At 31.5% G+C, this 4,613-nt stretch carries 3 protein-coding genes; all 3 read right to left on the bottom strand.

From position 1 onward, the window contains the following. Positions 1-223 precede the first annotated feature (223 nt). The 3 genes from HM983_RS15670 to HM983_RS15680 all read right to left on the bottom strand — a co-directional run bounded on the left by HM983_RS15670 (position 224) and on the right by HM983_RS15680 (position 3,973). Positions 224-2,905, bottom strand: a complete 2,682-nt coding sequence (locus HM983_RS15670) for a carboxypeptidase-like regulatory domain-containing protein (protein ID WP_179346689.1) — start codon at positions 2,903-2,905, stop codon at positions 224-226. After that, positions 2,878-3,675, bottom strand: coding sequence for a GLPGLI family protein (locus HM983_RS15675; RefSeq protein ID WP_179346690.1), 798 nt, complete (start codon positions 3,673-3,675; stop codon positions 2,878-2,880). The genes HM983_RS15670 and HM983_RS15675 overlap by 28 nt, the downstream gene beginning before the upstream one ends. Before the next feature lie 61 nt (positions 3,676-3,736). Then, complete coding sequence (locus HM983_RS15680) at positions 3,737-3,973, bottom strand: hypothetical protein (RefSeq protein ID WP_179346691.1); 237 nt, start codon at positions 3,971-3,973, stop codon at positions 3,737-3,739. Positions 3,974-4,613: the final 640 nt, after the last annotated feature.

Below are 4,613 nucleotides of genomic sequence, written 5' to 3' on the forward strand. Positions count from 1 at the left end.
ATTATTATAAAATTCAGGGTTTTATTATTCACTTATTAAGTTCAATTAGTATTGATTGGTTTTAATGAATGCCAACGTGTTTGTATATGGTTTGTTGCGTGTAAATACACATTAATTTTCGGATTAATTACGAAATTTACAAATAAAAAACTACCTTTGATTAAGCTATTAATAGCAATAAACTATATACGGTGTTGGTAGCCGTTTTTATTCCGTTCCAATGTTAAAATCTGTATTCCAATTTTAATAATACAAATCTTGGTAAAAGTCTATATTCATTCGTTGACGTTCCAATATCGCTGATTAAAAAATTTCTAAATCTTTCGGTATTAAACAGGTTTTTGCCAGTAAGACCTAAAGTCAGCTTGTTTTCAATCAGTTTGTATCGTGCATCAAAGTCCAAAAAATAGTAGGTGTTGTCGGTCTGTAAATTCCCAAAGTAGTAATGTTCGGACTGTAACTGGAAATCAAGGTTTTTGTTAAAAACAAATGATAAATCCAAAAAACTCACATTGTCCGTGAATGAGTTATTTGTGGTGGTCTCTATTTCTGTGGTTATCCATTTAGTACCAATATGATAATTGAAAATGCCTTTAAACCCAGAACGAAGTTCTAAACCATAATTGTAATTATTAGACGTTACCAATCTTAAATTAGAATTGTTCACAATATTTTTAAATTCACTTTTTGTGTAACCTAAATCTACTTTTAAGTTAGACGACATAAACTTGAAGTAATAATCCAATTTTGAATTTACACTTAAAAACTCACGGTCTTTAATAAGTATCTTTTCGGCTTGGGTATAGTTTTGTTCTATGGTTGTATTTGTTGAAAAGAAGTCGTGATTTTTACTGTATATAATAAAAGTATTTGCAAAAAAGCGGTCGCTCCAATTACCTAATTGGTAATTGAAAACAATATTTGATGCATCTAGTTGATTAAAACTACCTGTTCCTTTTGAAAAGGAACGAAAACCAGTTAAAACAAAATCGCTAAATATATCTAAAACTTTTGCATTAGTAGTATTGTATGCGTAAGAAGATGTAATTTTATTTTTATCGTTTATTTTCCAATCAAAACCTAAACTTGGATTGATGAAAAAAGGATTTTGTGTACTGCTTACGTTATTGTTTTCCAGACGATTGAAAAGCTGATGTGCATCCAGTTTGCCTACAATACCAAAATCTTTGACTTTTAATCTGTACTTGCCCTTAATGTACAAATCATTGACTTGATAAACAGTTTGGTTTTGATAACCGTTCGGCCGTTCTAAAACCGTATCGTTCTCTAAAAGTGAAAATGTACTTTGTAACCTATCTTTTCTGAACTCGTTACCCAATTGTAATTCCAATAGGTGTCCATTTTCCTTGCGGTCCAATAAATGTGCGTTGAAGCCAGCAAATTGCATTTGGTTTGTGCTTTTTTGGTTTACATTATTGGCTTCATTGTTTTCGGGAAATAAATCTTGGTAAAAGAATTGATTTATAGCATAGTTTTGAGGGGTTTGTTCATCGATAAATCGTCCTGTCAGTAAAAAGACTTTTTTCTTCCTAAATTTATTGGTGTAGCTCACTTTTTGGTCGAAAAGTGTGTTTTGGTGCTGTAAATTCTCGACAGTAGAATTACCGTTGAACACTAAATTAGAATTGTCGTTAAAATCGCCGTTGTTATATTTTGTTGTGGCCTCTAACATTTTAGTTTTAGAGATGTTGTATGTAACATCCAATTTACCAAAAGCGATACGCTTATTGTTTCGTAATTGGTAATCTTCTGTGTTAGTGAAGTTTGTTCCATTTACATCAACAACATCTATAGAGTTTCTAAAAAAATCCGTTTTATCCCAATTGAAAAAGCCCAATGTTTTTATCTTCAATTTATCTGTCGGATTGAATATGGCATTGAGCGAAACAAGTTCTGCATTATTAAAGTTGGTTCTACTGCGCTTAAAACTTAAATTCCCAACATTTAGAGCAAGCGCATTGCTAACACTATGATTGTCTCCAATGCTTGCTGGCTCATCAAATCTTAACGGGCGAATAAGATGTTCAATATCTCCTGTGGCATCGAAACCGACACTGTTAAAATTTGTGAGAAAGTAATATTTATTTCTTTTTCCAAAATTCATCAAATTTCCTTTTACTTCATAAAAGTTGTCATTCCCAGTACTTGCCTCGATATTACCAAACCAAATGCGTTTGGACTTATCATCCAGCTTTAAGTTCAACGCTACTCTGTTGCTCTCTTCTATATTTTTCAGTAAACGGTTGTTAGAATAATTTTTGAGGACTTCAACTTCCTCGATTGGGTATGCAGGCATATTCTTGGACAAAATTTTGTAGCCTTTTTCAAAAAGGTCATCGCCATCTATCATTAATTTTTCAATTTCTTGATTGCCAACTTTAATAGTGCCTTCACTATCTATTTGTAAACCGGGAATTTTTTTTAATAAATCTTCTACGGTTTGTTCGGTTCCATTGATAAAGTATTTAGTCTTAAAATTGATGGTGTCTTTTCTTATCGAAATTGGGCGTTCGGCTTGAACAATGACTTCATCTAAATTTGTTGGCTTGTCCTCTAGTAGAACTTCAATGTTAACCTGCTTTTTAAATTTATCTGTTTTAACTTGAACAGTTTTGGTCTCATAACCAAGTGATGTAAAAACTAAATTAAATTTACCGTATTCGTTTATTATAAGTTCATAGTTGCCGTTTTCATCAGTATAGGTATAGGATATAATGGACTTGGATAAACTATCTTTTAAAATGACACTAACTGAATACAATTTATTTGTATTGTCCTTAACTGAACCGAAAATTTTAGTTTGGGTAAAACAATTGTTTTGAAGTAAAACCAATAATACTATCGTACAACAGAGATTTAGTCTTCTTTTGTTTCTTTTTCCCATTCAAATTCTATTTCAACTCCTTTTCTGATGTGCGCATCAGAAGTTACAGATATTAGCTTAATTCCTTGAGGTAATTTAGATTGCACTATGCTTTCTTGTTCGGAAGCAGAAGGGTATCTTATTTCACTATAATATTTTTTAGCACTTATTAGGGGTTCTAGTTTTTTGTCATATTTAAAATCAGGTTTTTCGGCTTGTATCTTATAAGAAGCTATTGTCCAAGTAAAAGTATTTGAACTATCACTAATGCTTGCAATGAGACCAGGTAAACCGTGAAACTTATATGGACCATAGGCTAAAGGAATTTCTAAAGTGTACCAAGCTGTGTAATCTCTTCCTCTAAAATGTGTCGTTGCCTTTTTGCACATCAAAGAGCCTATTTTTTTCTCATTATCATAATTTAAATTCCAATTTAAATTTAGAATACTGTCTTTTACAAAATATACGTTGCCTCTGTGAGTTTCTTTGGAATAAATTTTTGAGTTTTTGAAATCCATCTCAATAAACCTGTCTAAATCCGAGTATTGAATGGTATAATTTAAGCCATCATCACTTGATGAGACGGACGACCCTCCATTATTATCTTTAGTTTTTCCAATATGGAATATAGAATGCTTATTTATTTTGTCGACTTGAAGTTTGGCTTTTTTTGTTTGTGGCACGTCAGTATTATAGTATATGTCGTATACTGCTTCAAAATATTTTTGGTTTTGACTATATGAAAATACAGTAAAAAGTAATAGTAGAATATTAATTATTTTTTTTTTCATAGTTTTTTTATTAACCTTAGGTATTATGAATTAAGCAACACCTAGGGTTTGTTGATTATGATTAACGCTTATTGATGTGAGCTTGTAGAATAGCTTGACCAGCATTTTGACAATCTTGAGCTGTCGAAGTTTCGAACTGGTAAGTGTAAGTGTTTGTAGTTCCGTCACTATTTTGTTCTGTAATAGTTACGGTACAAATCCCCATACTTTCTAACACATCCACATCATAATTTGTGTTTTCTGCAAAAGCAAAAGTTCCCATTAGCATAAAAGCTAAAGCTAAAAATAAATTTTTCATTTTAAAATAATTTAATTGCTCCATTTAGGTCTTGAGCGGTTAGTTTTCGACCTTTTGTTGGTTTTCATTCTTCACTTTTTGAGAGACAATTTACAATATTATTTTCTCTTATTCGAGATTCCGTAAATCGGATGGTTATTAAATTGCTCTTTCGGTGGTCAAATGGCTACCAACGGTTTTGTGTATGATTTCGTTACGGAAAAATCGTTTAGATTTTTCCGATGTTGAACCAAATATAACAAAAGTGCGAGGAATTTCCGATTAGGGAATTCCGCCGTAATGAATTATACACCTTGTTAGCTTTTTGTGCTTTTTTTTCCGTTGTAAAATTCATTCTGTTTTCTTTGGTTTCTTAATTTATGTTTTTAGAGTTTGAGTAAATTCAGCAGTTTTTATTCCGCCAAATTGCTCAAGTTTCAATTGTTTTTTATCAGATTCCGCACTGTTAATTTTTTCAGAGTTTGAGTGAGATTTAGTTTTTATTCAATTCAGAGTTTGCTTTTTCATTTTCTATTTTCTTTTTCAGTTTTTCAATTGCGTAAACTTCCTAGAGCATTAAAGCTAACGGTCTAGTGTATGATTTCGTTGCGTGATTAAGCACTAAATTTAGCAAATAAATCACAGATAGAAAGTCCGTGAG

Origin of the sequence: Winogradskyella ursingii (genome assembly GCF_013403975.1) — a bacterium.
In the GTDB taxonomy this organism is placed as follows: Bacteria; Bacteroidota; Bacteroidia; order Flavobacteriales; family Flavobacteriaceae; genus Winogradskyella; species Winogradskyella ursingii.

Bases quoted from the DNA above. Each gene is read 5' to 3' on its own strand.
- HM983_RS15670 (WP_179346689.1), bottom strand. From the start codon at position 2,905: ATGGGAAAAAGAAACAAAAGAAGACTAAATCTCTGTTGTACGATAGTA.
- HM983_RS15675 (WP_179346690.1), bottom strand. From the start codon at position 3,675: ATGAAAAAAAAAATAATTAATATTCTACTATTACTTTTTACTGTATTT.
- HM983_RS15680 (WP_179346691.1), bottom strand. From the start codon at position 3,973: ATGAAAAATTTATTTTTAGCTTTAGCTTTTATGCTAATGGGAACTTTT.